The sequence below is a fragment of the Pseudomonas sp. genome, assembly GCF_017744435.1.
Taxonomy (GTDB): Bacteria; Pseudomonadota; Gammaproteobacteria; order Pseudomonadales; family Pseudomonadaceae; genus Aquipseudomonas.
Genome location: NZ_JAGIBG010000003.1, coordinates 84564 through 108305 on the forward strand (window position 1 = coordinate 84564; position 23742 = coordinate 108305).

Genomic DNA, 23742 nt, shown 5'->3' on the forward strand with positions numbered 1-23742 from the left:
GCATGGGATACCAGAAAATCAAGGTTCCGACCGACGGCACCAAGATCACCGTCAATGCAGACCATTCGCTCAACGTTCCTGACAACCCGATCATTCCTTATATCGAAGGCGACGGGATTGGCGTCGATGTCTCGCCAGTGATGATCAAAGTGGTCGATGCCGCCGTGCAGAAGGCCTACGGCGGCAAGCGCAAGATTGCCTGGATGGAGGTCTATGCCGGCGAGAAGGCCACCCAGGTGTATGACCAGGACACCTGGCTGCCCCAGGAAACCCTGGATGCGGTGAAGGACTACGTGGTTTCGATCAAGGGGCCGCTGACCACCCCGGTCGGCGGCGGCATCCGCTCGCTCAACGTGGCCCTGCGCCAGCAGCTCGACCTGTATGTGTGCCTGCGCCCGGTGCTGTGGTTCCAGGGAGTGCCAAGCCCGGTGAAGAAGCCCGGCGATGTCGACATGGTGATCTTCCGCGAGAACTCCGAGGACATCTATGCCGGCATCGAGTGGAAGGCCGGCTCGCCCGAGGCGAACAAGGTGATCAAGTTCCTCAAGGAGGAAATGGGCGTCACCAAGATCCGCTTCGACCAGGACTGCGGCATCGGCGTCAAGCCGGTCTCGCGCGAGGGGACCAAGCGCCTGGTGCGCAAGGCCCTGCAGTACGTGGTGGACAACGACCGCGAGTCGCTGACCCTGGTGCACAAGGGCAACATCATGAAGTTCACCGAAGGCGCCTTCAAGGACTGGGGTTATGAAGTGGCCCGCGACGAGTTCGGCGCCGAACTGCTCGATGGCGGCCCGTGGATGAAGTTCAAGAACCCGAAAACCGGCCGCGAGGTGATCGTCAAGGACGCCATCGCCGACGCCATGCTCCAGCAGATTCTGCTGCGCCCGGCCGAGTACGACGTGATCGCCACCCTCAACCTCAACGGTGACTACCTGTCCGACGCCCTGGCGGCGGAAGTGGGCGGCATCGGCATCGCGCCGGGCGCCAACCTGTCCGACACTGTGGCCATGTTCGAGGCTACCCACGGTACTGCGCCGAAGTACGCCGGGCAGGACAAGGTCAACCCTGGCTCGGTGATCCTCTCGGCGGAGATGATGCTGCGGCACATGGGCTGGACCGAGGCGGCCGACCTGATCATCAAGGGCACTAATGGTGCGATTGCAGCCAAGACCGTGACTTATGACTTCGAGCGCTTGATGGACGGCGCTACGTTAGTGGGCAGCTCGGGCTTTGGTGATGCGATGATCAAACATATGTAAGGCAATAGAAAACCGGCCGCTTCCGTTAAAGAAGCGGCCGGTTTTATCGTATACCGGCAGAGAGCAGGGGTCAGACTTGCACGGTTACGCCCTCGGGTTGGCCTGCGGCGCTGGCCGTGGTGGCAGCAATAGCGGCGGCGTCCCTGATATTGACCGCATGCAGGCCCTTGGGGCCCTGAATGATCTCGAATACCACGGATTGGCCGGCCTTGAGCGTCTTGTATCCGTCCATCTGCACCGCTGAATAGTGCGCGAACAGATCCTCGGTTTTACCCTCCTCATTGACGAATCCGTAGCCCTTGGCATTGTTGAACCACTTGACTTTACCGCTTGCCATCCCTATGTCCCTCTGCAAAGGACTCCATCACTGGAGTATCATCCACTTCATCCGCATACGAACCATGCGAAAAATCTGGTTGACTGCGCGGATCTTTATCGACCACGGTGGGTTCTTATTGGTTGTAACACCGTTTTGCCGATAGTCAAGGTCAGGTGGCGCGTGCGCCAGCGGCCGCAAATGCAGTCAACCCACAACCTTAACCTGACGCTCATGATGAAATTCTTTCCATGCATGCACCCAGTGAGATTCGACTAACATTCAATCAGGATCGCCCGCAAACGAACGAGGACGACGGCTCAGGTCTTGCCGTTCAGGAAGCCAAGCCGATCCTGCAGGCACCGCCGATGTACAAGGTGGTTTTGTTCAACGATGACTACACGCCGATGGATTTCGTCGTCGAAGTGCTCGAAACGTTCTTTAGTCTGAACCGCGAGCTGGCGACCAAGATCATGCTGACCGTCCATACCGAAGGGCGGGCAGTGTGCGGATTGTTTACCCGTGACATCGCCGAAACAAAGGCCATGCAGGTCAACCAATACGCCAGGGAAAGCCAGCATCCGCTACTCTGTGAAATCGAGAAGGACGGTTAATCGCCGACCACTTGGGTATGAGGTGAAGCTATGTTAAACCGCGAGCTCGAAGTCACCCTCAATCTTGCCTTCAAGGAGGCTCGTTCGAAGCGTCATGAGTTCATGACCGTCGAACATCTGCTGCTGGCACTCCTTGACAATGAGGCTGCTGCGACCGTTCTGCGCGCCTGTGGCGCCAATCTCGACAAGCTCAAGCACGACCTGCAAGAGTTCATCGACTCCACTACACCCCTGATCCCCGTCAACGACGAAGACCGCGAAACCCAGCCGACCCTGGGCTTCCAGCGTGTGCTGCAACGTGCCGTGTTCCATGTGCAGAGTTCCGGCAAGCGCGAAGTCACCGGCGCCAATGTGCTGGTGGCGATCTTCAGCGAACAGGAAAGCCAGGCCGTGTTCCTGCTCAAGCAGCAGAGCGTGGCCCGTATTGATGTGGTCAACTACATCGCCCATGGCATCTCCAAGGTGCCGGGCCATGGTTCGCATTCCGAAAGCGACCAGGAAATGCAGGACGAAGAAGGTGGCGAAACCTCCTCTTCGAGCAACCCGCTGGACGCCTATGCCAGCAACCTGAACGAGCTGGCCCGTGCAGGCCGTATCGACCCGCTGGTGGGGCGCGAGCAGGAAGTCGAGCGTGTGGCGCAGATTCTCGCCCGTCGGCGCAAGAACAACCCACTGTTGGTCGGTGAGGCGGGCGTCGGCAAGACCGCCATCGCCGAAGGCCTGGCCAAACGTATTGTCGACGGCCAGGTGCCTGACCTGCTGGCGCAGAGCGTGGTCTATTCGCTGGACCTCGGTGCGCTGCTGGCGGGTACCAAGTACCGTGGTGATTTCGAAAAGCGCTTCAAGGCGCTGCTCGGTGAGCTGAAGAAGCGCCCGCAAGCGATTCTGTTCATCGATGAGATCCACACCATTATCGGTGCCGGTGCGGCGTCGGGCGGGGTGATGGATGCGTCCAACCTGCTCAAGCCATTGCTGTCGTCCGGTGAGATCCGCTGCATCGGTTCGACCACCTTCCAGGAGTTCCGTGGCATCTTCGAGAAGGATCGTGCCCTGGCGCGTCGCTTCCAGAAGGTCGATGTCAGCGAGCCATCGGTGGAAGACACCGTCGGCATCCTGCGTGGGCTGAAAGGCCGCTTCGAGAGCCACCACAACATCGAGTACAGCGACGAAGCCCTGCGCGCCGCCGCCGAACTGGCCTCGCGCTACATCAATGACCGGCACATGCCGGACAAGGCTATCGACGTGATCGACGAAGCGGGCGCCTACCAGCGCCTGCAGCCGGAGGCTAACCGGGTCAAGCGCATCGACGTGCCGCAGGTCGAGGACATTGTCGCCAAGATCGCGCGGATTCCGCCGAAGCATGTCACCAGTTCCGACAAGGAGTTGCTGCGTAACCTCGAGCGCGACCTGAAGCTGACCGTATTCGGCCAGGATCAGGCCATCGACTCGCTGGCCACCGCCATCAAGCTGTCCCGGGCCGGCCTCAAATCGCCAGACAAGCCGGTGGGTTCGTTCCTGTTCGCCGGCCCGACCGGTGTGGGCAAGACCGAAGCAGCGCGGCAGCTGGCCAAGGCGTTGGGCGTCGAGCTGGTGCGCTTCGACATGTCCGAGTACATGGAGCGCCACACCGTGTCGCGCCTGATCGGTGCGCCGCCTGGTTACGTTGGTTTCGACCAGGGTGGGCTGCTGACCGAAGCCATCACCAAGCAACCGCACTGCGTGCTGCTGCTCGACGAAATCGAGAAGGCCCACCCGGAAGTCTTCAACCTGCTGCTGCAGGTGATGGACCACGGTACCCTGACCGACAACAACGGGCGCAAGGCCGACTTCCGTAACGTGATCCTGATCATGACCACCAACGCCGGTGCCGAAACCGCCGCGCGGGCCTCGATCGGCTTCACCCATCAGGACCACGCGTCCGATGCCATGGAAGTCATCCGCAAGAGCTTCACGCCGGAGTTCCGCAACCGTCTGGACACCATCATCCAGTTCGGCCGCCTGAGTACCGAGACGATCAAGAGCATCGTCGACAAGTTCCTCATCGAACTGCAGGCGCAGCTGGAAGACAAGCGTGTGCTGCTGGAAGTCAGCGATGCCGCCCGCGGCTGGCTGGCGGTTTCCGGCTACGACGTACAGATGGGCGCACGGCCGATGGCGCGGCTTATCCAGGACAAGATCAAGCGGCCGCTGGCCGAGGAGATCCTGTTTGGCGAGCTGGCCGAGCACGGCGGCGTGGTGCACGTCGACCTGCGCGATGGCGAACTGGTGTTCGACTTCGAGACCACGGCTGAGGTGGCTTGATAGTTTGGGGCCGCTTTGCGGCCCTTCGCGGGCACGCCCGCTCCCACAGGGGCTATGCGTATCCCTGTGGGAGCGGGCGTGCCCGCGAAGGGCTGCGAAGCAGCCCCCTGCAATCTCACAGGCACAAAAAAGCCCGGCACATGGCCGGGCTTTTTCATGGCTAGAGCTTAGCGCGCACGGTAAGTGATGCGGCCCTTGCTCAGGTCGTAAGGCGTCAGTTCGACGCGGACCTTGTCGCCAGTGAGAATACGGATGTAGTTCTTGCGCATCTTTCCGGAGATGTGCGCGGTTACGACGTGCCCGTTTTCCAACTCCACGCGGAACATGGTGTTGGGCAGGGTGTCGACGACAGTACCTTCCATTTCGAAGCTGTCTTCTTTCGACATGCAGTAGAGCCCTCGGATCCAGTGTTGGCCCGACGCATAACCGCACCGGGCAAAAAAGTGGCGTGGATTATGCCCGAAAACTGTGTGTCAAGCCAATGCTTTCAGTTGAGGGTGACCCAGCGCTGGTTTATCAACAACTCGATAGGCCGGTACTGCGTCTTGTAGTTCATTTTCTTGCAGTTCTTGATCCAGTAACCCAGGTACACCGCCTCCAGGTCCTGGCGCAGGGCTTCGGTGATCTGCCAGAGGATGGCAAAGCGCCCAAGGCTGCGGCGTTCTTCTTCAGGTTCGTAGAAGGTGTACACCGCCGACAGGCCGTTGGGCAGCAGGTCGCAGACGGCGACAGCCAGCAGGCGGCCCTCCAGGCGAAACTCGTAGAACCAGCAGAACGGCAGGTCGCGGACCAGGAAAGTGGAAAACTGGTCGCGGCTTGGCGGGTACATGTCGCCATCGGCGTGACGGGTCTCGATGTAGCGCCGGTACAGGTCGAAATACTCTTCCTTGAATGCCGGGCGGGCGGCCGTCACGGTCAGGTCGGCGTTGCGCTTGAGGATGCGCCGCTGCTGGCGGTTGGGAATGAAGCGCGCGGCGGGAATGCGCGCCGGTACGCAGGCATTGCAGTTCTGGCAATGCGGGCGGTACAGGTGGTCGCCACTGCGGCGAAAGCCCATTTCCGACAGGTCGGCATACACATGCACGTCCATCGGCTGGCTGGGGTCGAGGAACAGCGTGGTGGCCTGTTCGTCCGGCAGGTAGCTGCAGGAGTGGGGTTGAGTGGCATAGAACTTCAACCGCGCCAACTCTGTCATGATCAACCCCCTCGGTGAGACTTTGCTTTAAGTGTAAGCCAGCTGGCAGAACTCGCCTAGCAAACCCAGGTGGCGCTGTTGGGCTGGTCGAGGTGGCGCGTCAGGTAGTCGGCGAAGCGGGCGCGGCTGATGGCGCGGGCGCCAAGGCTGTGCAGGTGGTTGGTCGGCATCTGGCAGTCGATCAGCACGAAGCCGGCCTGGCGCAAATGTTCGACCAGCGTCACGAAACCGACCTTGGAGGCATTGTCGGCGCGGCTGAACATCGACTCGCCGAAGAACAGCTGGCCGATGGCCAGACCGTACAGGCCGCCGACCAGCTCGTTGCCCTCGCGCACTTCCACCGAGTGGGCGATACCGCGCCGGTGCAGCTCGCAGTAGGCATTGCGCATGGTGTCGGTGATCCAGGTGCCGTCGGCGTAGTCGCGTGGGGCCGCGCAGGCGGCAATCACCGCCGGGAAGTCAGTGTCGAAGCTGACCTGGTAGCGGCCCTGGCGCATCAGCTTGGCCAGCGAGCGCGAGACGTGCAACTCGTCCGGGAACAGCACCGTGCGCGGGTCGGGTGACCACCAGAGGATCGGCTGGCCGTCCTGGTACCAGGGGAAGCAGCCGTGTCGGTAGGCTTGCTCCAGGCGCTCGGGGCTCAGGTCGCCACCAGCGGCGAGCAGGCCGTTGGGGTCGTGCAGGGCCTTTTCCAGGGGCGGGAAGGTCAGCGAGTCGCGGGTTAGCCAGGTGAGCATGGTCTATCGTGCGGTGGGGGAGGGGAGAGGGCAGCATGGCGCGCAGGGCTTGCGGGGTCAATGCTGGCAGGGTCAAGAGTCATTGGCGGGCAGCAGAATGGGCAATTTCCTACACATTCATGAAAGCATAGGCACCATCCGCTACATTTGCTGTCACACCTGTGCAAAAACACAGCATAAGCCTTTGTCACAAAAGAAAATGCATGCTCAAATTGCACCTATACGAAAGTCGCCCCCACGCGAGAGCCATACGGCGTGCCGTCATGGCGGCTGGCGGGCAGTAATGTTAAAAGTAGTGGTTCATTGGCCAGACACCGGCCGATCACTACTGGACGCGCAGCACGCGCAGGAATAGACGCGTTTTGAAGAAATCCACCGCAACTCCAGCTCCCTTGCCCGTGCCCCTGTGGCGCCAGCAGCTGCATTACCGCCTCAAGGAAGGTGCGTTGATCGCTGTCGGCGCCCTGTGCCTGTACCTGTGGATGGCACTGCTGACCTACGACACGTCGGACCCGGGCTTCAGCCACACCAGCAACATCGACCAGGTGCAGAATGCCGCCGGGCGTGCCGGTGCGTACTTCGCCGACATCCTGTTCATGGTGCTGGGCTACTTCGCCTACATCTTCCCGCTGCTGCTGGCGATCAAGACCTGGCAGATCTTCCGCGAGCGCCATCAGCCGTGGCAGTGGAGTGGCTGGCTGTTCTCCTGGCGGCTGATCGGCCTGGTGTTCCTGGTGTTGTCGGGCGCGGCCTTGGCGCATATCCACTTCCATCCGCCGGCGAGCCTGCCGTTTTCCGCAGGCGGTGCGCTGGGCGAAAGCCTCGGCGACCTGGCGCGCAACCTGCTGAACGTGCAGGGCAGCACGCTGATGTTCATTGCCCTGTTCCTGTTCGGCCTGACCGTGTTCACCGACCTGTCGTGGTTCAAGGTGATGGACATGACCGGCAAGATCACCCTCGACCTGTTCGAGCTGGTGCAGGGCGCGGCCAGCCGCTGGTGGGAAGCACGCAACGAGCGCAAGCGCCTGGAAGCGCAACTGCGTGAAGTTGACGAGCCGGTGTTTGACCTGGGGCCGAAGGCCACCGACAAGCGCGAGCCGGCCAAGCCGGCACTGCGCGAGCGCATCTTCAAGCGCGAGGAAGCACCGGCCCAGCCCGTTGAACCACGCGAGCCGACCCTTGCCCGTGAACCTGTCGTGCGCAGTGAACCGACACTCGCCCGCGAACCTGTCGTGCGTAGTGAGCCGACCCTCGTCCGCGAGCCTGTCGTGCCGCGCGAGCAGCCGCCTGCAGCGACCCCGACCATCGTGCCACCGGCCGCGGCCAGGGCGCCGGAACCGAGCAAGCGGGTGATGAAGGAAAAACAGGCGCCGCTGTTCGTCGACAGCGCCGTGGAAGGTACCTTGCCGTCGATTTCCATCCTCGATCCGGCCGAAGAAAAAAAGATCGAGTACTCGCCAGAGTCCCTGGCCGGGGTCGGACAGCTGCTGGAAATCAAGCTCAAGGAATTCGGCGTGGAAGTCTCGGTGGACTCCATCCACCCGGGCCCGGTGATTACCCGTTACGAAATCCAGCCGGCTGCTGGCGTCAAGGTCAGCCGCATCGCCAACCTGGCCAAGGACCTGGCGCGATCGCTGGCGGTGACCAGTGTGCGGGTGGTCGAAGTGATCCCCGGCAAGACCACCGTGGGTATCGAGATTCCCAACGAAAACCGGCAGATGGTGCGCTTCTCGGAAGTGCTCGCCACGCCGCAGTACGACGAGCAGAAATCGCCGGTCACCCTGGCCCTGGGCCACGACATCGGCGGCAAGCCGGTGATCACCGACCTGGCCAAGATGCCGCACCTGCTGGTAGCCGGTACCACCGGTTCTGGTAAGTCGGTGGGTGTCAACGCGATGATCCTGTCGATCCTGTTCAAGTCCAGCCCGGAAGACGCGCGGCTGATCATGATCGACCCGAAAATGCTCGAACTGTCGATCTACGAGGGCATTCCGCACCTGCTGTGCCCGGTGGTCACCGACATGAAGGACGCCGCCAACGCCCTGCGCTGGAGCGTGGCCGAGATGGAGCGGCGCTACAAGCTGATGGCGGCCATGGGCGTGCGTAACCTGGCCGGCTTCAACCGCAAGATCAAGGACGCCCAGGAAGCCGGCGAGATCATCCATGACCCGCTGTACCGCCGCGAGAGCATGGACGACGAGCCGCCGGCGCTGAAGACCCTGCCGACCATCGTCGTGGTGGTCGACGAATTCGCCGACATGATGATGATCGTCGGCAAGAAGGTCGAAGAGCTGATCGCTCGTATCGCCCAGAAGGCGCGGGCCGCCGGTATCCACCTGATCCTCGCTACCCAGCGCCCGTCGGTGGACGTGATCACCGGCCTGATCAAGGCCAACATCCCGACCCGCATGGCGTTCCAGGTATCGAGCAAGATCGACTCGCGGACCATCATCGACCAGGGCGGCGCCGAGCAGTTGCTCGGCCACGGTGACATGCTGTACATGCCGCCGGGCACCAGCCTGCCGATCCGTGTCCACGGTGCATTCGTCTCCGACGATGAAGTGCACCGCACGGTCGAGGCGTGGAAGCTGCGTGGCGCGCCGGACTACAACGACGACATCCTCAATGGCGTCGAAGAGGCCGGCAGCGGCTTCGACGGCGGCGGCGGCGGTGGCGACGGTGACGATGCCGAAACCGATGCCCTGTATGATGAAGCCGTGCAGTTCGTGCTGGAAAGCCGCCGCGCGTCCATCTCGGCGGTGCAGCGCAAGCTGAAGATCGGCTACAACCGCGCCGCGCGGATGATCGAGTCGATGGAGATGGCCGGCGTGGTCACCCCGATGAACAGCAACGGCTCGCGGGAAGTGATTGCCCCGGGCGGCCCGCGCGACTGATGAACACCTTGCCGGGCGCCAACGGTGGCGCCCGGCCTTTTCAATGCTCAATGAGGATTCCCATGCGCGCGATTCGCATGCTGTTGGTTTCTGCCCTGACCCTGGGCTCGGTTACTGCTTATGCCGGTGAGCAAGACGTACAACGCCTGACCCAGCTGCTGGAAAAATCCCAGACCATCGAGGCCAATTTCTCCCAGCTGACCCTGGACGCCGGCGGCACCAGCCTGCAGGAAACGTCCGGCAAGATGACTGTGAAGCGCCCGGGGCTGTTCTACTGGCACACCAATGCGCCGCAGGAGCAGGTAGTGGTGTCCGACGGCAAGAACGTCACCCTGTGGGACCCGGACCTGGAACAGGCGACCATCAAGAAGCTCGACCAGCGCCTGAACCAGACCCCGGCACTGCTGCTGTCCGGTGACGTGTCGAAGATCAGCCAGAGCTTCGACATCACCTCCAAGCAGCAGGGCGACGTGATGGACTTCACCCTCAAGCCGAAGACCAAGGACACCTTGTTCGACTCGCTGCGCGTGTCGTTCCGCAAGGGCCTGATCAATGACATGCAGCTGATCGACAGCGTCGGCCAGCGCACCAACATCCTGTTCAATGGCGTCAAGGCCAACCAGGCGGTGCCGGACAGCCAGTTCAAGTTCGACATCCCCAAAGGCGCCGACGTCATCAAGGAGTAAGCAGAGCTCGCCATGGACCTGTTTCGAAGCGAACCCGTCGCCCAGCCTCTGGCAGCCCGCCTGCGCCCGTCCAACCTGGACGAATACGTCGGCCAGGAACACCTGCTGGCGCGCGGCAAACCGTTGCGCGAGGCGCTGGAGCAGGGTGCGCTGCACTCGATGATCTTCTGGGGCCCACCCGGGGTAGGCAAGACCACCCTGGCGCGGCTGCTGGCGCAGTTCTGCGATGCGCACTTCGAAACGGTGTCGGCGGTGTTGGCCGGGGTCAAGGAGATCCGCCAGGCCGTCGAAGTGGCCAAACAGCAGGCCGGCCAGTATGGCCGGCGCACCATCCTGTTCGTCGACGAAGTGCACCGCTTCAACAAGTCCCAGCAGGACGCCTTCCTGCCCTATGTGGAAGACGGTACGCTGCTGTTCATCGGAGCCACCACCGAGAACCCGTCGTTCGAACTGAACAACGCCTTGCTGTCGCGGGCGCGGGTCTATGTGCTCAAGAGCCTGGACGAAGCGGCGCTGCGCAAGTTGGTCAACCGTGCGCTGACCGAGGAGCGTGGGCTGGGCAAGCGCAACCTGCGCGTCGGTGACGACGCCTTCAAGATGCTCATGGCCGCCGCCGATGGCGATGGCCGGCGCATGCTCAACTTTCTCGAGAATGCCTCGGACCTTGCCGAAGATGGCAGCGAGATCGACGTCGAGATGCTGCAAAGCCTGCTCGGCGACAGCCGTCGGCGCTTCGACAAGGGCGGCGAGGCGTTCTACGACCAGATCTCCGCGCTGCACAAGTCGGTGCGCGGCTCCAACCCCGATGGCGCCCTGTACTGGTTTGCACGCATGCTCGACGGCGGCTGCGACCCGCTGTACATCGCCCGCCGCGTGGTGCGCATGGCCAGCGAAGACATCGGCAACGCCGACCCGCGCGCCCTGAGCCTGTGCCTGGCCGCCTGGGACGTGCAGGAGCGCCTGGGCAGCCCCGAGGGCGAGCTGGCGGTGGCCCAGGCCATCACCTACATCGCCTGCGCGCCGAAGAGCAATGCCGTGTACGTGGGCTTCAAGACCGCGTTGCGCGAGGCTGCCGAACATGGCTCTCTGGAAGTGCCGCTGCACCTGCGCAATGCCCCGACCAAGCTGATGAAGCAACTGGGCTACGGCGAAGAATACCGCTACGCCCACGACGAGCCCGATGCCTATGCCGCCGGCGAAGATTACTTCCCTGAAGAGCTCGAGCCGCGCCAGTATTACCAGCCCGTGCCGCGAGGCCTGGAGCTGAAGATCGGCGAGAAGCTGCGCCACCTGGCCGACCTCGACCGCAATAGCCCCCGCCAACGGAGAAAACCGTGATTGCACTGATTGCCGCCGTCAGCGCGGGCGGTATTGCCGGTACCTTGATGCGCTTCGCCACTACCAACTGGGTCGCGGCCCACTGGCCACGGCACTTCTATCTCGGTACGCTGGCGGTCAACCTGATCGGCTGCCTGCTGATCGGCCTGCTCTATGGCCTGTTCCTGCACAAACCGCTGGTGCCGGTCGAACTGCGTGCAGGCCTGATCGTCGGCTTCCTTGGCGGCCTGACGACCTTTTCCTCCTTCTCGCTCGATACCGTGCGCCTGATCGAAAGTGGGCAAGTGCCCCTCGCCTTGGGCTATACCAGTATCAGCGTGGTGGGCGGGCTCCTGGCCACCTGGGCCGGCCTGTCCCTGACCCGATTCTGAACCAACACCTACCTATAACGAGAGAACGATATGCTCGATTCCAAACTGTTACGCGGCCAACTTCAGGAAGTGGCGGATCGCCTGGCCTCCCGTGGCTTCAGCCTGGATGTCGCGCGCATCGAATCACTGGAAGAGCGGCGCAAGGCGGTGCAGACCCGCACCGAGCAGCTGCAGGCCGAGCGTAACGCCCGTTCCAAGTCGATCGGCCAGGCCAAGGCCAAGGGCGAGGACATCGCCCCGCTGATGGCGGACGTCGAGCGCATGGCCAATGAACTGGCTGCTGGCAAGAGCGAACTGGACGGTATCCAGGCTGAGCTGGACGGCATCCTGTTGACCATCCCCAACCTGCCGGACGCCAGCGTACCGGTCGGTGCCAGCGAAGACGACAACGTCGAAGTGCGCCGTTGGGGCACCCCGACCGCCTTCGATTTCGAGATCAAGGACCACGTCGCTTTGGGCGAAGTCAGCGGTGGCCTGGACTTCGAAGCCGCGGCCAAGCTGTCCGGCGCACGCTTTGCCGTGCTGCGTGGGCCGATCGCCCGCCTGCACCGCGCCCTGGCGCAGTTCATGATCAACCTGCACACCGGCGAGCACGGCTACGAGGAGCACTACACCCCGTACCTGGTCCAGGCCCCGGCTCTGCAGGGCACCGGCCAGCTGCCGAAGTTCGAGGAAGACCTGTTCAAGATCACCCGCGAAGGTGAAGCCGACTTCTACCTGATCCCGACGGCCGAAGTGTCGTTGACCAACCTGGTCGCCGAGCAGATCCTCGACGCCAAGCAGCTGCCGTTGAAACTGGTTGCCCATACCCCGTGCTTCCGCAGCGAAGCCGGTGCGTCCGGCCGTGACACCCGTGGCATGATCCGCCAGCACCAGTTCGACAAGGTCGAGATGGTCCAGGTGGTCGAGCCGTCGAAGTCGATGGAAGCCCTGGAAGGCCTGACCGCCAACGCCGAACGCGTACTGCAGCTGCTGGAGCTGCCCTACCGCGTACTGGCCCTGTGCACCGGCGACATGGGCTTCGGCGCCGTGAAAACCTACGACCTGGAAGTGTGGGTGCCGAGCCAGGACAAGTACCGCGAAATCAGCTCTTGCTCCAACTGCGGTGACTTCCAGGCGCGCCGCATGCAGGCCCGCTGGCGCAACCCGGAAACCGGCAAGCCTGAGCTGGTGCACACCCTCAACGGTTCCGGCCTGGCTGTAGGCCGTACCCTGGTGGCCGTGCTGGAAAACTACCAGCAGGCCGACGGTTCGATCCGCGTACCGGACGTGCTGAAGCCGTACATGGGCGGTGTCGAGGTCATCCGCTAAATGGATTACCTGCCGCTGTTCCACAAGCTGCAGGGCGGCCGGGTTCTGGTCGTCGGCGGCGGTGAGATCGCCTTGCGCAAGGCGCGCCTGCTGGCTGATGCCGGCGCCGCGCTGCGCGTGGTGGCGCCGGATGTCGACGGCCAGCTGGCCGCGTTGGCCCGGGAAGGTGGCGGAGAGGTGCTGGTGCGTGGCTATCAGGCGGCCGACCTGGTCGGCTGCCGGCTGGTGATCGCGGCCACCGACGACCCTGGGCTCAACGCCCAGGTGTCGGCCGATGCGCAGGCGTTGAGCCTGCCGGTCAACGTGGTGGATGCGCCGGCCCTGTGCACGGTGATCTTCCCGGCCATCGTCGACCGTTCGCCGTTGGTGATTGCGGTGTCCAGTGGCGGTGATGCCCCGGTGCTGGCGCGGCTGATCCGCGCCAAGCTGGAGGCCTGGATTCCGTCGGCCTATGGCGAACTGGCCGGGCTGGCAGCGCGGTTCCGGCACAAGGTCAAATCCTTGTACCCGGACGTCAATCAGCGCCGTGGCTTCTGGGAAACCGTGTTCCAGGGCCCGATTGCCGAGCGCCAGCTGGCTGGGCAGGGCGCCGAGGCCGAGCGCCTGTTGCAGGCGATGGTCGACGGTGCACCGGTGCAGCAGGGTGGTGAGGTGTATCTGGTGGGGGCGGGGCCGGGTGATCCGGACTTGCTGACCTTCCGTGCATTGCGCCTGATGCAGCAGGCCGACGTGGTGCTGTACGACCGCCTGGTGGCACCTGCCATCATCGAGATGTGCCGGCGTGATGCCGAGCGTATCTATGTTGGCAAGCGCCGCGCTGACCATGCCGTGCCGCAGGACCAGATCAACCGCCTGCTGGTCGACCTCGCCCAGCAGGGCAAGCGTGTGTTGCGCCTGAAAGGCGGCGACCCGTTCATCTTCGGCCGGGGTGGCGAAGAGATCGAAGAGCTGGCCGAGCACGGCATCCCGTTCCAGGTGGTACCGGGGATTACCGCGGCCAGTGGTTGTTCCGCCTATGGCGGCATTCCGCTGACTCACCGTGACTATGCCCAGTCGGTGCGTTTCGTCACCGGGCACCTCAAGGATGGCACCAGCAACCTGCCGTGGGATGACCTGGTGGCGCCGGCCCAGACCCTGGTGTTCTACATGGGGTTGGTGGGGTTGCCGACCATCTGTGCCGAGCTGATTCGTCATGGGCGGGCGGCGAGTACGCCGGCGGCACTGGTGCAGCAGGGCACTACGCGCAATCAGCGGGTGTTCACCGGTACCTTGGCAGATCTGCCGGCGCTGGTGGCCCGGCATGAAGTGCATGCGCCGACCCTGGTGATTGTCGGGGAAGTGGTGCAACTGCGCGACAAGCTGGCCTGGTTTGAAGGTTCGCAGAACAGCTGAAGCCGTCGGGGCCGCTTTGCGGCCCTTTCCGACCGGTCCGGCGCCCCGGCAAGGCCGCTCCTACAGGAAACGCGTATCCCCTGTAGGAGCGGCCTTGCCGGGGCGCCGGACCGGTCGGAAAGGGCTGCAACGCAGCCCCAGCGATCTCAAGCCTGGTAGATCCCTTTCCCCACCAACCGCTCCCGATCATGGGGCAGGTTGAAGTCCTGCAATGGCCCCTTGGGCACGATCCCGTTCGGGTTGATGGTCTTGTGGCTCATGTAATAGTGCTTCTGGATATGCTCCATATCCACCGTCCCAGCCACCCCCGGCCACTGGTACAGCTCGCGCAGCCAGTTGGACAGGTTGTGGTAGTCGCTCAACCGTCGCAGGTTGCACTTGAAGTGCCCGTGGTAGACCGCATCGAAGCGCACCAGGGTAGTGAACAGGCGCACATCGGCCTCGGTCAGGTATTCGCCAGCCAGGTAGCGATTGCGGCCCAGCAGCGCTTCCAGATGATCCAGCTCGTCGAATACCTCATCGAACGCCGCCTCGTAGGCGTCCTGCGTGGTGGCGAAGCCTGCGCGGTATACACCGTTGTTTACCGCCGGGTAGATGCGTTCGTTCAACGCCTCGATGGTCGGGCGCAGCGGCTCGGGGTACAGGTCCAGGGTATTGCCGGTCAGCTCGTTGAACGCGCTGTTGAAGATGCGGATGATCTCCGACGACTCGTTGTTGACGATGCGCTTCTCTTGCTTGTCCCACAGCACGGGCACGGTCACGCGGCCAGTGTAGTGCGGGTCGTCCTGAGTGTAGCGCTGGTGCAGGTACTGCAGGGCATCGAGGTGGTCGCCGGTGGAGCCTTGCTGCCGGTCGAAGGTCCAGCCATGGTCTTGCATCAGCCAGCTGACCACCGATACGTCGATCAGCGGTTCCAGGCCTTTGAGGGCGCGGAAGATCAGGGTGCGATGGGCCCATGGGCAGGCCAGCGAGACGTACAGGTGATAACGGCCGGCTTCCGGGGCGGGCAACTGATTGCGGCGCTGGGCGTTTTCCCGTTTGAAGGTGCCGTCCTTGCCGTTTTCATACCACTGGTCATGCCAGCGGCCGTCGATCAAAAGGCCCATGGTGAGCTCCTCGGAAACAAAGTTGTTTGTCGTTGGAGCCCAGTCTAGGTGAAATCGTTCGAATAACTAGCGCAAAGACCGCACCCTTATTATCTAGATATCCGATTGGTTTCGTGCGGCCCAGTAACCACGTGCGGTGGCGAAAGCCTGTTCGCGATCCTGGCCAAGGCTACGCAGCGCCAGGGCCATGGTCGCTACAACGGCCATTTCGCCGTAGCTGTCCTCGGCTTCGCCACGCCACACCGCCAGCAGCTGCTCGGGCTGCAGGCTCGGTGGTTTTACATGGCGGCGTTCGCTCAGTGCCGGCCATTCCTCGTCCCAGGCTTCGCCTGCGCTGGTGCCGTAGAGGTGGCTGATGACATCGGGGTTGACCTCGATCTCGCCGCCGTCGCCCTTGATCACCACGGCATGGTCGCCGAGCAGGCGGCTGGCTTCGCGGTGCACCGCCTGGTAGCCGGGGTGGAAGATGCTCTGCAGGCCGCAGCGTGCACCTAGCGGATTCAACACCCGCGCCAGGGAGTGGATGGGCGAGCGCAGGCCAAGGGTGTTGCGCAGGTCGATCATCCGCTGCAACTGCGGTGCCCAGTCGTGCAGTGGGGCAAAGGCCAGGCGCTGTTGGTCGAGCGCCTGGCTGACCGCCGCCCAGTCACGGCACAGCGGGATCTCCAGCAGTGCCAGCAGCTGTTCGGTATACATGCGCCCGGCGGTGTGGGCGCCGCCGCCGTGCATGAGGATGCGCACGCCATTGGCGGCCAGGCACTTGGCGCTCAGCAGGTACCAGGGCAGGTGGCGCTTCTTGCCGGCGTAGGTTGGCCAGTCGATGTCCACGGCGATACGCGGCGCCTGCAGGTGGGCACGCAGGGCTTCGGTGAAGCCGGCAAGCTCTTCGGCGCTTTCTTCCTTGTGCCGCAGCAGCATCAGGAAGGCACCCAGCTGGGTGTCCTCGACCTTGCCTTCCAGCAGCAGGGTCATGGCGGCGCGGGCTTCCTCGCGGGTCAGGCCGCGGGCGCCGCGTTTGCCTTTGCCAAGGATGCGCACGAATTCGGCGAACGGGTGTTCGGCCGGGGTTTCCAGGGTCAGCGGGCGGGCGTCGGTCATATGCAATTGGTCGGCTTGGGCAGGCCCGCCAGCTTGGCGGCGAGTTTGGCGGGGGTGCCGTTGAACAGGCGGTTGAGGTGCGGGCTGTTGCCCTTTTCCGTGCCCAGCTTGAGCGCGGTGTACTTGATCAGCGGGCGGGTGGCCGGCGATAGCTGGTATTCGTCGTAGAACTGGCGCAGCAGTTCGAGGATTTCCCAGTGGTCGGCGGTCAGGGCAATGCTTTCGCGCTGGGCCAGCGCCTCGGCGACGGGGTGCGACCAGTCTTGCAGGTCGACCAGGAAGCCGTCCTTGTCCAGGGCGATGGCGCGATCGCCAACGTTCAGCGTACTCATAGCCAGCTGTTGACCTTGTCGTAGTGCAGCGAAAGCTCGACGAAGGCCTGGTAGTCCACGGCCTTGGCCAGCGTGCTGCTGATGCCACGGGCCTGCAGGTCTTCGTCGAGGGCGAACAGGCGTTGCGCCAAGTTGGCAGCCTGCAGCTGGCGTTGCGTGTCACTGCCGTCGCGCAGGGCGTAGACCGCATCGCCGCACAGCAGCACGCCATCGTCAGTGCCCAACAGGCGCAGGCAGCTGTCCAGGCGCTCGTCGCCGAACGGGGAGTGGGATAACACGTGCAGGGTTGGCATCAGAGCGTCACCACTTGGTCGAAACGGGCAATCAGGGCTTGCAGGGCTGTGTCGTCGAGCACTTCCACCGGTAGATCCAGGCCATCGGCGGCCAGGCCACGGCGCGCCAGGCTGTGCTGACAGGCAAACAGCTCTTCGACGCCGAACATCGGCAGCGCCTGCAGGTTGGCGGCGAGGTTCTTCTGCTCCACGGCGGCGGGTTGCTGGCCGGGCGCCAGCTGGAACACGCCGTCATCGAGGAACAGCATGGCCAGCGGCAGGTCGAAGGCGCCGCCGGCCAGGGCGATATCCAGCGCTTCGCGGGCGGATGGGCCGTTCCACGGCGCCTGGCGGCTGATGATCAACATGGACTTGGCCATTTCAGTCGCCTCCGAAGCAGACCAGGCGGTCGGCAGTTTGTGCAGCTTCATGCAGTTGGCCGAGGCCAGACAGCTCCCACGGCTTGGGCAGGTTCACCGCCGGGCGCTGGTAGCGGCTGGCTTCGGCTTCATCGAGCACGCCACGGCGCAGGGCGGCGGCGATGCACACCACGGCGTCGAGCCGGTTGATGTCGATGAAGGCCCGCCACTGCGCGGCGATGTCTTGTTCATCCTGGGGCGTGACCACGTTGGCCGAGGCGCTGTGCACCCCGTCCTGGTAGAAGAACAGCCGGGCAATCTCATGCCCGCCAGCCAGCAGCGTCTCGGCGAAGCGCAAGGCGCGGCGCGAGGAGGGCGCATGGGCCGGGGAAAAAACCGCGATTGCGAATTTCATGGGCAACTCGTGCAAAGGAATGCCGCCATGATAAAGCAAAAAGCCCGCGCAAGTGGGCGCGGGCTTTGTCGGCAGGGCAAGCGCGGATCAGGCGTTTTCCTTGCTCTCCGGCAGGAACCAGTTCAGCAGCAGGGCGCAGATGCCACCGGTGGCCACCCCCGATTCCAATACATGGCGGATCGCCGCTGGCATGTGCGCCAGGAACTCCGGCACCTGTGCCACGCCCAGGCCCAGCGCCAGCGAAACGGCGATGATCAGCAGGGCGCGACGGTCCAGGCGAGTACTGGCCAGGATGTTGATGCCCGACGCGGCAACCGCGCCGAACATGACCATGGCCGCGCCACCCAGCACCGGCTCAGGCACCGCCTGAATCACACCGGCCACGCTCGGGAACAGGCCCAGCAGCACCAGCATGACGGCAATCCAGATACCGATATGGCGGCTGGCAATACCGGTCAGCTGAATCACGCCGTTGTTCTGGGCGAAGACCGAGCTGGGGAAGGTATTGAACAGGCCGGCCAGCAGCGAGTTGGCACCGTTGACCAGCACGCCGCCCTTGATGCGCGACATCCACAGCGGGCCTTCGACCGGCTGGCGCGAGACCTTGCTGGTGGCGGTAACGTCACCAATCGCTTCCAGCGAAGTCACCAGGTAGATCACCAGCATCGGGATGAACAGCGCCCAGGAGAAGCCCAGGCCGAAATGCAGCGGCGTCGGCACCTGGAACAGCGCGGCTTCGTGCATGCCGGTGAAGTCCAGGCGGCCGAGGTAACCGGCCAGGGCATAGCCGACCGCCAGGGCAATGACGATCGCGCAGCTGCGCATCCACACCACCGGGATACGGTTTAGGATCACGATCACCGCCAGCACAGCGCCCGACAGCAGCAGGTTTTCGCCGTTGGCAAAGGTGCCATTGGCCATGGCGCCGAAGCCGCCACCCATGCTGATCAGGCCGACCTTGATCAGGGTCAGGCCGATCATCAGCACGACGATACCGGTTACCAGCGGAGTGATCAGGCGTTTGACGAACGGCAGGATGCGCGACACGCCCATCTCGACGAACGAGCCCGCAATCACCACACCGAAGATCGCCGCCATCACGCTTTCGACCGGCGTGCCCTGCTTGACCATCAGCGCGCCACCGGCAATCAGCGGCCCGACAAAGTTGAAGCTGGTGCCCTGCACAATCAGCAAACCGGCACCGAACGGGCCGAAACGCTTGCACTGGACGAAGGTGGCAATACCGGAGATCACCAGCGACATGGAGACGATGAGGTTGGTATCGCGAGCCGAAACGCCCAACGCCTGGCAGATCAGCAGGCCAGGGGTGACGATTGGCACGATGATCGCCAGCAGATGCTGCAGCGCTGCCAGCAGGCCGATCAACAGCCGTGGCTTGTCCTCAAGGCCAAGTACCAGTTCGTTGGCAGGCGCCGTGGCGCCCGGGCTGTGTTCGTGTGAGCTCATCGGTGAAGCTGCCCCGGTAGAAAAAAGGAGCGCATTCTACGGGCAGACGTGCGATTGCGGTAGGGGAATGCACGATACCGACAAGATCGGCGATCATTTGCATAACTATCTGACTTTTAAGTCAAAGAATGGGCGCAAAAAAGCCCGCCTAAGCGGGCTCTTCTGTAAAACCAACCCAATCAGTCGTCGCGGCCCATGATGCCGAACAGCTGCAGCAGGCTGATGAACAGGTTGTAGATCGATACATACAGGCTGATGGTCGCCATGATGTAGTTGCGCTCACCGCCATGAATGATCGCGCTGGTCTGGAACAGGATGCAGACCGACGAGAACAGCACGAAGCCAGCGCTGATTGCCAGTTGCAGGCCGCTGATCTGGAAGAAGAAGCTCGCAACCACGGCACCCAGCAGCACAAAGAAGCCAGCGGTGATGAAGCCGCTGAGGAAGCTCATGTCCTTGCGGGTGATCAGCACATAGGCCGACAGACCACCGAACACCAGCGCGGTCATGGCGAAGGCCGAGCTGACCACTTCGGCGCCACCGGCCATGCCCAGGTGACGGTTGAGGATCGGGCCGAGGATAAAGCCCATGAAGCCGGTGAGGGCGAAGGTGGACACCAGGCCCCAGACCGAATCACGCAGTTTGTTGGTCAGGAAGAAGAGACCGTAGAAGCCGATCAGCACGACAAACACGTTCGGGTAACCGACACGCATCTGCTGGGCGACGAAGGCCATGACACCGCTGAAGGCGAGGGTGAGTGCCAGCAGGCTGTACGTGTTGCGCAGGACTTTGCTGACCTCCTGCTGCTCGGCTTGCTGGCCGTGGTGTACGGCATAATCCTGTTCGCGCATGGCGACACTCCTTATGGATCCATGGTTTTGGACGTTCAGATGCAAGCAGTCTAACAGAGGCTCCACAACCCGCGACACAGAGAGTTTGACAGCGTGTTTCATTACGGTATTATGGCGGCCGCAAAACGAGCTGGAAGCGTGGCCGAGTGGTTTAAGGCAACGGTCTTGAAAACCGTCGATGGGCAACTATCCTAGAGTTCGAATCTCTACGCTTCCGCCACTAATTCTGATTAAGACCCTGATAATTCAGGGTTTTTTTATGCATCCAATATCTCAGCCCATCCTTTAGCAGAGCGACTCATCGCACCTGCTAATCTGTCAAGCGGAAGCTGTCTCGCTTCAGTCAGGTGTTTGCCAACCGAAAACCATGCACTCATAGCTGGATTTCGACCCTTTAAGCGACAGGCAGCGAAGTCTTAGGTTTTAACTGTGCTTTGGATGCTGGGCATTGGAAGAGATGCTCCTTGGTTCGGCGGATAGGACGGTTTGTCTCAGCGGTGCCCAGTCACCCACTACCGCGTTCTGCAAAGCCACCTTGAGGCGTTATGCGCCAGTTCAAATGGGCCTCAGCTACCGGCAGATTTTCGAGTGGCAGAAACCCGACCAACATTCAGCGAGCTGACCGGTTCCTCTACCTGCAGTAGCACGCATTCGGCGGCGAGGTCACCTGGCAGACGTTCGGCACCGCCACCACTGAGCCGGCTATCAATCTGCTGCGCTTTGAGGAGAATCTGTCCGCGGCATGGCAACGCCTCGTCGGCACCTATGTCGAAAATTTGTCCTGGCTCGCCTGTGCCGAGCGCTACGATCGACCACACCTTCTTCTTCATGCCCCCTTACTGGCAGACTACTGGCTATGGCATGGAGCAAGCTGGCGAGGCCATAGCGGCGTAGCTTTTCGCAAGCTTGTCGAAGCGGCTAGCGTTCCTGCGCTTCTCATTCAGCCGGCCAAGCATGCGCTCAAAGATGTTGCACTGCCGGTACTTGGGCCGATCAAACAGTCTGGGTAAGCCAGGTTTGGCTTTGCGCTTCATTGAGCGCAGCGGGATGACAGGCTGCATTCGATGTTGATCGCAGTAGCGGCGTAGCGCTTCGGTGTCGTAGCCCTTGTCAGCAAGCAACCATTTACAGCGTTTACGCGGGCGGCCACGTTGGCTTGAGGGAATGCTGACGTCGTCCAGCAAGTCTGGGCGTAGCTGATGTCACTGGCTTGACCGCCAGAGAGAAGGAAGCGCAACGGTGTCCCGTTGGCGTCGCAGAGCATATGGTTTTTGGTTGTAAGGCCGCCGCGACTGCGGCCTAGAGCGTGATCGGGAGGTTCGTCAGGCTCATTCAGTCGCAGGTGCAAGCGTTTGAGCATTTGATCGAATGTCCCGTGGTTTCGCCAACCCCGAAACCGTTGATAGGCCGTTGACTGCGGGCCAAAGCGATCAGGCATATCTCGCCATGCGTCACCCTGGCAGAGCACCCAGAGCACGCCATCGAGCATCAACCGGTCGCTTAGTCGGGGCTGCCCCCGACTATGGTTTTCGATGGAGAGATCAGAGACCACGTCCCAGGCCTCGTCCGAGAGTTCGTAACGCTTTGCCATACAGAATTCCTCTCCGTCGATGGCGGGGGGCTTTACAAAATCTCAGCGTTCGAGGGGCGGTGATTGGGTTTCTCGGGATTTCGTTCAGAGCCTAGAACGGCATCCGAGCCCTGAGCAAGCTGCTCATCAACTACCGAGGCTGAGACGGCATGACAGGCGTAGGCGGTAAGGGCATCGACACTGTGCTGGAGACCATCAACCGCTGGGCGCCGAGCAACGAGAACGACACCCAGTCCTATGCTGGCGGGGCCTTCGTGATCATTGAGGAGTGCGCTTGATGATGTATGCACAGATTGAAGGTGGTATGGTCGTAGAGCTTTTCGAGACGGATGAGAACATCACCGAGATGTTTCATCCCGATCTCAACCGGGTGCAGACATCCGGATGATGTCGGGGTCCGTGCGGATGGTCTCATGTTAGCGGAGGCTTCTCGCCCGCTACCTCGTTGCAACCTAGGGAATCGTTGGATGAAGCGCGTGGGCAGCTGAGCGCATTTGTTCAATTTGTTATGGATGCCGAGGCAACAACACGAGGTTATGACAGTATCATTTCTCTTGTACGTATGCCTCGAGCACAAACGAGGTCTTCCGCGCTGAGGGGCAGGCTTGGGTATGAGTTGGTAAATGATGTAAAGGATGGGCGCACTGTCCCTACTGAGGAGGAACTGTTGAGCATGTTGCTGGCCATTAATTGGCCTCCTGCGGCTTAAGGGTTCTAGTTTAAAGGCGGTTGATTCACCAGGAAATGGTTATGCAGGGGATTAGTAAAAGCGCTCAGCGAGTTTCAAGCCTCGATGGTATTCGAGGGTGGGCTGCGCTGTTTGTCGTCATGTATCATGTTTTCGTACAGAATTTTCCTAGTGGCTCTATCTCGTCGGACTTCCTTGGTAGGCTGCTGCCTTTTCGCGGCAACTCAGCGGTATTTGCTTTTTTCATTATCTCTGGATATGCATTGTCGATTGGCTATCTTCGGAGGAATGATTTTGGAGTTTTAGCTCGCATTGCTGTTGGTAGGTATTTCCGTCTAGTTGTTCCAGTCGCGCTTGGGTGCGCAGTCGTCTACCTCTTTGTTGCTTCTGGTTTGGTAATTACCCCAGCTCGTAGAGAAGCAGCAGGGGATATTTCTGTGGTTGCGCACTTTGCATTCATTGGAGCATTTTCGTTCGATCAGACTGCGGCAGTGAGGCCTATACCTCAGCTTTGGACTATGCCCTATGAACTTGTAGGTTCATTTTTGACATTGTGTTTTGTTTTCATGCTGTCTCGAAGAAGCTGGAGGTTCTACGGATACACTGCGGTTTTCCTGGCGCTGCTAGCTGTTCAGCCAATTTACGCGGCATTTGTCGCTGGAATAGTTTTGGCTGAATCTAGAACGCTGATTGGTGATGGTCGTGTCAATTTTAACTATTCCGGGCTTGCCTTTTTGGGTTCTGCATTATTGCTCGCTTTCATTCCGCAAGTTGAATATGTAGTGCTTGTTGTTTTGTTGTCCGTCGTGATTGTGTGGTCTGCTGTTTTCAATGAGGGTATCCAGGAGTTTCTGGATAACTCCGTTAGCCAGTTTTTTGGTGCGATTTCTTTCCCGTTGTATATCTTGCATGGGGTTGTTATTCACTCCCTCGGGGTTTGGTTGCATCAGGTGTCAGATGATTCGTTGCCGGTTTGGGTGGTTGTGAACAGTGTAATTGTATGTGCTTGTGTTGTGTTTGCTCGGGCATTTAAGTGGATTGACGTTATGGGTATAAAGTTTTCGCATTTTGTGACCAGAATAGTGCTTCCTCAAAAATTGCAGCGTGTAACTATTAGCTAGCGTTAAAACACCTTTGTGAGGCCCGCCC

The 23742-nt window shown here is 61.8% G+C and carries 22 protein-coding genes, 1 tRNA gene and 3 pseudogenes; 13 read left to right on the forward strand and 13 right to left on the reverse strand.

What is annotated here, in order from left to right; translation table 11 throughout:
- Window positions 1-2: 2 nt before the first annotated feature.
- A complete protein-coding gene (gene icd, locus J7573_RS03480; RefSeq protein WP_159409684.1) occupies window positions 3-1259 on the forward strand; it encodes an NADP-dependent isocitrate dehydrogenase in 1257 nt (418 codons plus the stop codon).
- 70 nt (window positions 1260-1329) lie between these two features.
- On the opposite strand, the gene cspD is transcribed toward icd, so the two are convergent.
- Entirely contained in the window at window positions 1330-1596 is a 267-nt protein-coding gene (gene cspD, locus J7573_RS03485) for a cold shock domain-containing protein CspD (RefSeq protein ID WP_294325699.1), read from the reverse strand.
- 230 nt (window positions 1597-1826) lie between these two features.
- On the opposite strand from cspD, the gene clpS reads away from it, so the two are divergent.
- Together clpS and clpA are read left to right on the forward strand one after the other, a co-directional pair.
- A complete protein-coding gene (clpS, locus tag J7573_RS03490; RefSeq protein ID WP_016488124.1) occupies window positions 1827-2189 on the forward strand; it encodes an ATP-dependent Clp protease adapter ClpS in 363 nt (120 codons plus the stop codon).
- A 30-nt stretch (window positions 2190-2219) separates the two neighbouring features.
- On the forward strand, window positions 2220-4490 hold the full coding sequence (clpA, locus tag J7573_RS03495) for an ATP-dependent Clp protease ATP-binding subunit ClpA (RefSeq protein WP_152955990.1): 2271 nt from the start codon (window positions 2220-2222) through the stop codon (window positions 4488-4490).
- A gap of 167 nt (window positions 4491-4657) precedes the next feature.
- Here clpA and infA read toward each other — a convergent pair whose 3' ends face one another.
- The 3 genes from infA to aat all read right to left on the reverse strand — a co-directional run bounded on the left by infA (window position 4658) and on the right by aat (window position 6422).
- On the reverse strand, window positions 4658-4876 hold the full coding sequence (gene infA / locus J7573_RS03500) for a translation initiation factor IF-1 (protein WP_002553999.1): 219 nt from the start codon (window positions 4874-4876) through the stop codon (window positions 4658-4660).
- Between the two features lie 101 nt (window positions 4877-4977).
- Window positions 4978-5685 carry an arginyltransferase gene (locus J7573_RS03505; RefSeq protein ID WP_054886817.1) on the reverse strand — a complete coding sequence of 236 codons (708 nt, stop codon included), beginning with the start codon at window positions 5683-5685 and terminating at the stop codon, window positions 4978-4980.
- A gap of 56 nt (window positions 5686-5741) precedes the next feature.
- Complete coding sequence (gene aat / locus J7573_RS03510) at window positions 5742-6422, reverse strand: leucyl/phenylalanyl-tRNA--protein transferase (protein ID WP_294325716.1); 681 nt, start codon at window positions 6420-6422, stop codon at window positions 5742-5744.
- Window positions 6423-6784: 362 nt separating this feature from the next.
- On the opposite strand from aat, the gene J7573_RS03515 reads away from it, so the two are divergent.
- From J7573_RS03515 to cysG, 6 genes are all read left to right on the forward strand, one after another.
- Window positions 6785-9316 (forward strand): DNA translocase FtsK, encoded by a 2532-nt coding sequence (locus J7573_RS03515; protein WP_294325718.1) that lies wholly within the window; start codon window positions 6785-6787, stop codon window positions 9314-9316.
- A 62-nt stretch (window positions 9317-9378) separates the two neighbouring features.
- Complete coding sequence (gene lolA / locus J7573_RS03520; RefSeq protein ID WP_103448061.1) at window positions 9379-10002, forward strand: outer membrane lipoprotein chaperone LolA; 624 nt, start codon at window positions 9379-9381, stop codon at window positions 10000-10002.
- A 12-nt stretch (window positions 10003-10014) separates the two neighbouring features.
- Window positions 10015-11340 carry a replication-associated recombination protein A gene (locus J7573_RS03525; RefSeq protein WP_110631922.1) on the forward strand — a complete coding sequence of 442 codons (1326 nt, stop codon included), beginning with the start codon at window positions 10015-10017 and terminating at the stop codon, window positions 11338-11340.
- Complete coding sequence (gene crcB, locus J7573_RS03530; RefSeq protein WP_294325723.1) at window positions 11337-11711, forward strand: fluoride efflux transporter CrcB; 375 nt, start codon at window positions 11337-11339, stop codon at window positions 11709-11711. The genes J7573_RS03525 and crcB overlap by 4 nt, the downstream gene beginning before the upstream one ends.
- 30 nt (window positions 11712-11741) lie before the next feature.
- Window positions 11742-13022, forward strand: a complete 1281-nt coding sequence (gene serS / locus J7573_RS03535; protein ID WP_294325725.1) for a serine--tRNA ligase — start codon at window positions 11742-11744, stop codon at window positions 13020-13022.
- Window positions 13023-14414: a siroheme synthase CysG gene (gene cysG, locus J7573_RS03540; RefSeq protein ID WP_294325727.1), complete on the forward strand. Its 1392-nt coding sequence runs from the start codon at window positions 13023-13025 to the stop codon at window positions 14412-14414. It begins immediately after the preceding gene.
- 146 nt (window positions 14415-14560) lie between these two features.
- On the opposite strand, the gene J7573_RS03545 is transcribed toward cysG, so the two are convergent.
- The 8 genes from J7573_RS03545 to J7573_RS03580 all read right to left on the reverse strand — a co-directional run bounded on the left by J7573_RS03545 (window position 14561) and on the right by J7573_RS03580 (window position 20314).
- The gene (locus J7573_RS03545; RefSeq protein WP_294325729.1) at window positions 14561-15520 is read right to left on the reverse strand and encodes a glutathione S-transferase family protein; all 960 of its coding nucleotides are present in this window, start codon (window positions 15518-15520) and stop codon (window positions 14561-14563) included.
- Window positions 15521-15613: 93 nt separating this feature from the next.
- Window positions 15614-16618, reverse strand: coding sequence for a glycosyl transferase family protein (locus J7573_RS03550; protein ID WP_294325730.1), 1005 nt, complete (start codon window positions 16616-16618; stop codon window positions 15614-15616).
- A complete protein-coding gene (locus J7573_RS03555; protein WP_294325731.1) occupies window positions 16615-16950 on the reverse strand; it encodes a TusE/DsrC/DsvC family sulfur relay protein in 336 nt (111 codons plus the stop codon). Before J7573_RS03555 ends, J7573_RS03550 begins: the two co-directional genes overlap by 4 nt.
- Window positions 16947-17243, reverse strand: a complete 297-nt coding sequence (gene tusB / locus J7573_RS03560) for a sulfurtransferase complex subunit TusB (RefSeq protein WP_294325732.1) — start codon at window positions 17241-17243, stop codon at window positions 16947-16949. The genes J7573_RS03555 and tusB overlap by 4 nt, the downstream gene beginning before the upstream one ends.
- Window positions 17243-17602, reverse strand: a complete 360-nt coding sequence (tusC, locus tag J7573_RS03565) for a sulfurtransferase complex subunit TusC (RefSeq protein WP_294325736.1) — start codon at window positions 17600-17602, stop codon at window positions 17243-17245. The genes tusB and tusC overlap by 1 nt, the downstream gene beginning before the upstream one ends.
- 1 nt (window position 17603) lies before the next feature.
- Window positions 17604-17996, reverse strand: a complete 393-nt coding sequence (tusD, locus tag J7573_RS03570) for a sulfurtransferase complex subunit TusD (protein ID WP_294325738.1) — start codon at window positions 17994-17996, stop codon at window positions 17604-17606.
- Window positions 17997-18083: 87 nt separating this feature from the next.
- A complete protein-coding gene (locus J7573_RS03575; RefSeq protein ID WP_294325741.1) occupies window positions 18084-19463 on the reverse strand; it encodes a uracil-xanthine permease family protein in 1380 nt (459 codons plus the stop codon).
- Window positions 19464-19642: 179 nt separating this feature from the next.
- Window positions 19643-20314, reverse strand: coding sequence for a Bax inhibitor-1/YccA family protein (locus J7573_RS03580; protein ID WP_294325743.1), 672 nt, complete (start codon window positions 20312-20314; stop codon window positions 19643-19645).
- Between the two features lie 132 nt (window positions 20315-20446).
- On the opposite strand from J7573_RS03580, the gene J7573_RS03585 reads away from it, so the two are divergent.
- Both J7573_RS03585 and J7573_RS03590 read left to right on the forward strand, forming a co-directional pair.
- A tRNA-Ser gene (locus J7573_RS03585) sits at window positions 20447-20534 on the forward strand.
- 284 nt (window positions 20535-20818) lie between these two features.
- A pseudogene (locus tag J7573_RS03590) lies at window positions 20819-21181 on the forward strand (DNA adenine methylase); the annotation flags it as partial.
- On the opposite strand, the pseudogene J7573_RS03595 reads toward J7573_RS03590, so the two are convergent.
- Window positions 21169-21905 (reverse strand): annotated as a pseudogene (locus J7573_RS03595) (IS5 family transposase). The pseudogenes J7573_RS03590 and J7573_RS03595 overlap by 13 nt on opposite strands.
- Window positions 21906-22000: 95 nt before the next feature.
- Here J7573_RS03595 and J7573_RS03600 point away from each other — a divergent pair.
- Window positions 22001-22150 (forward strand): annotated as a pseudogene (locus tag J7573_RS03600) (structural protein P5); the annotation flags it as partial.
- A 505-nt stretch (window positions 22151-22655) separates the two neighbouring features.
- Window positions 22656-23714, forward strand: a complete 1059-nt coding sequence (locus J7573_RS03605; protein WP_294325745.1) for an acyltransferase — start codon at window positions 22656-22658, stop codon at window positions 23712-23714.
- Window positions 23715-23742 lie beyond the last annotated feature (28 nt).

Bases quoted from the DNA above. Each gene is read 5' to 3' on its own strand.
- icd (WP_159409684.1), top strand. From the start codon at position 3: ATGGGATACCAGAAAATCAAGGTTCCGACCGACGGCACCAAGATCACC.
- cspD (WP_294325699.1), bottom strand. From the start codon at position 1,596: ATGGCAAGCGGTAAAGTCAAGTGGTTCAACAATGCCAAGGGCTACGGA.
- clpS (WP_016488124.1), top strand. From the start codon at position 1,827: ATGCATGCACCCAGTGAGATTCGACTAACATTCAATCAGGATCGCCCG.
- clpA (WP_152955990.1), top strand. From the start codon at position 2,220: ATGTTAAACCGCGAGCTCGAAGTCACCCTCAATCTTGCCTTCAAGGAG.
- infA (WP_002553999.1), bottom strand. From the start codon at position 4,876: ATGTCGAAAGAAGACAGCTTCGAAATGGAAGGTACTGTCGTCGACACC.
- J7573_RS03505 (WP_054886817.1), bottom strand. From the start codon at position 5,685: ATGACAGAGTTGGCGCGGTTGAAGTTCTATGCCACTCAACCCCACTCC.
- aat (WP_294325716.1), bottom strand. From the start codon at position 6,422: ATGCTCACCTGGCTAACCCGCGACTCGCTGACCTTCCCGCCCCTGGAA.
- lolA (WP_103448061.1), top strand. From the start codon at position 9,379: ATGCGCGCGATTCGCATGCTGTTGGTTTCTGCCCTGACCCTGGGCTCG.
- J7573_RS03525 (WP_110631922.1), top strand. From the start codon at position 10,015: ATGGACCTGTTTCGAAGCGAACCCGTCGCCCAGCCTCTGGCAGCCCGC.
- serS (WP_294325725.1), top strand. From the start codon at position 11,742: ATGCTCGATTCCAAACTGTTACGCGGCCAACTTCAGGAAGTGGCGGAT.
- cysG (WP_294325727.1), top strand. From the start codon at position 13,023: ATGGATTACCTGCCGCTGTTCCACAAGCTGCAGGGCGGCCGGGTTCTG.
- J7573_RS03545 (WP_294325729.1), bottom strand. From the start codon at position 15,520: ATGGGCCTTTTGATCGACGGCCGCTGGCATGACCAGTGGTATGAAAAC.
- J7573_RS03550 (WP_294325730.1), bottom strand. From the start codon at position 16,618: ATGACCGACGCCCGCCCGCTGACCCTGGAAACCCCGGCCGAACACCCG.
- J7573_RS03555 (WP_294325731.1), bottom strand. From the start codon at position 16,950: ATGAGTACGCTGAACGTTGGCGATCGCGCCATCGCCCTGGACAAGGAC.
- tusB (WP_294325732.1), bottom strand. From the start codon at position 17,243: ATGCCAACCCTGCACGTGTTATCCCACTCCCCGTTCGGCGACGAGCGC.
- tusC (WP_294325736.1), bottom strand. From the start codon at position 17,602: ATGGCCAAGTCCATGTTGATCATCAGCCGCCAGGCGCCGTGGAACGGC.
- tusD (WP_294325738.1), bottom strand. From the start codon at position 17,996: ATGAAATTCGCAATCGCGGTTTTTTCCCCGGCCCATGCGCCCTCCTCG.
- J7573_RS03575 (WP_294325741.1), bottom strand. From the start codon at position 19,463: ATGAGCTCACACGAACACAGCCCGGGCGCCACGGCGCCTGCCAACGAA.
- J7573_RS03580 (WP_294325743.1), bottom strand. From the start codon at position 20,314: ATGCGCGAACAGGATTATGCCGTACACCACGGCCAGCAAGCCGAGCAG.
- J7573_RS03605 (WP_294325745.1), top strand. From the start codon at position 22,656: ATGCAGGGGATTAGTAAAAGCGCTCAGCGAGTTTCAAGCCTCGATGGT.